This window comes from Mesorhizobium sp. M5C.F.Ca.IN.020.32.2.1 (assembly GCF_004023105.1).
In the GTDB taxonomy this organism is placed as follows: Bacteria; Pseudomonadota; Alphaproteobacteria; order Rhizobiales; family Rhizobiaceae; genus Mesorhizobium; species Mesorhizobium wenxiniae.
In genome coordinates, this window is record NZ_RZSX01001319.1 from 1 (window position 1) to 1131 (window position 1131).

General features: G+C 60.6%; 2 protein-coding genes. Both read left to right on the top strand.

Annotation, left to right across the window (positions count from 1 at the left end):
* Positions 1–420, top strand: a 420-nt coding sequence (locus EOA86_RS35630) for a TrbG/VirB9 family P-type conjugative transfer protein (protein ID WP_164892368.1), incomplete at its 5' end; no start/stop codon positions are given.
* The coding region (locus tag EOA86_RS35635; protein WP_281035735.1) for a TrbI/VirB10 family protein at positions 417–1131 on the top strand (715 nt) is incomplete at its 3' end. The genes EOA86_RS35630 and EOA86_RS35635, both read left to right, overlap by 4 nt.

Below are 1131 nucleotides of genomic sequence, written 5' to 3' on the forward strand. Positions count from 1 at the left end.
CCCGAAAAGGACCTCAATGCGGCTCTGCGCAAAGAAGCTGAGTACCGCGCCGCTAATCCGAATATCTCGAACATCGACAAGGCAAACGTCAACATCGACTATTCGTTTTCGGGGGACGCGCAGCTGAAGCCGTCGATGGTTTTCGATGACGGCAAGAAGACCTTTTTCAAATTCACCGGACGTGTGCCGGCGATCTTCGCCGTGCAGTCGGATTTTTCCGAGACGCTGCGCAATTTCCGCAAGGAAGGGGAATACCTCGTCCTTGACGGTGTTGCGACCCAATACACGCTGCGTGATGGCAATCAATGGACATGCATCTTCAACCTTCGGAAGCCTGATTTCGGCGCTCCGGATCCCGACATCCTCGGTCCGGCTCCTGATCGCGTCGCCAAAAAGCGCTGGAGGAGCGGCAACAAATGAACCGGACACCCGAACTTGAGGCCATGATGTCGGCCGACGACACGGCCGTCAGCAACAAGAACGCAAAGCGCAACCAGCTCCTCGGCGGAGCGGCCTTGCTCATCGGCGGCGCCGTGGCGGCCTACTTTGTCCTTGCCACGCCAAAGGGAACACCTCGCGACATAACCGAAGGCGACGAAGAATTCCGGACCACGACGTTCCGGCCGCCGTCGTTCGTGCGCGAGGATGAGAAGCCCGCACCGCAACCCGAACCTAATGTGATCAACATCCCGCCGCCTCCCGAGCCGGTACAGGAGAAGGTCGACACGACTACATTTAACGTGCCGCCTCCGCCTGAAGTCGTCCAGGCGCCGCCTACGGAACCGGCAGCTGAGCCGCCGCCTGAGGAATTTCCGGAGCGCTACAGGTCCAAGCTGATATCGTTGGATACGGCTCGCGAGGAGGACGCCGCCGGTGGCCTCGGTGGCGCCGACGGCAACGGTCTGAGTGTCGCGGGCGAGGACCGCAACAGCAAATTCCTTGCGGCCGCGTCGAGCCTGGCTGATCGGTCGGCAAAGGCTAAGCAGATCAAACGCATCGACGCGCTGGTGCCTGAAGGCACCCTAATCCCGGGCATTCTGGAGACCGCGATCGTCAGCGATCTTCCGGGCCAAATCCGCGCGATCACATCTCAGGATGTCTATTCGTTTGACGGGCGGCGCGTCCTGATTC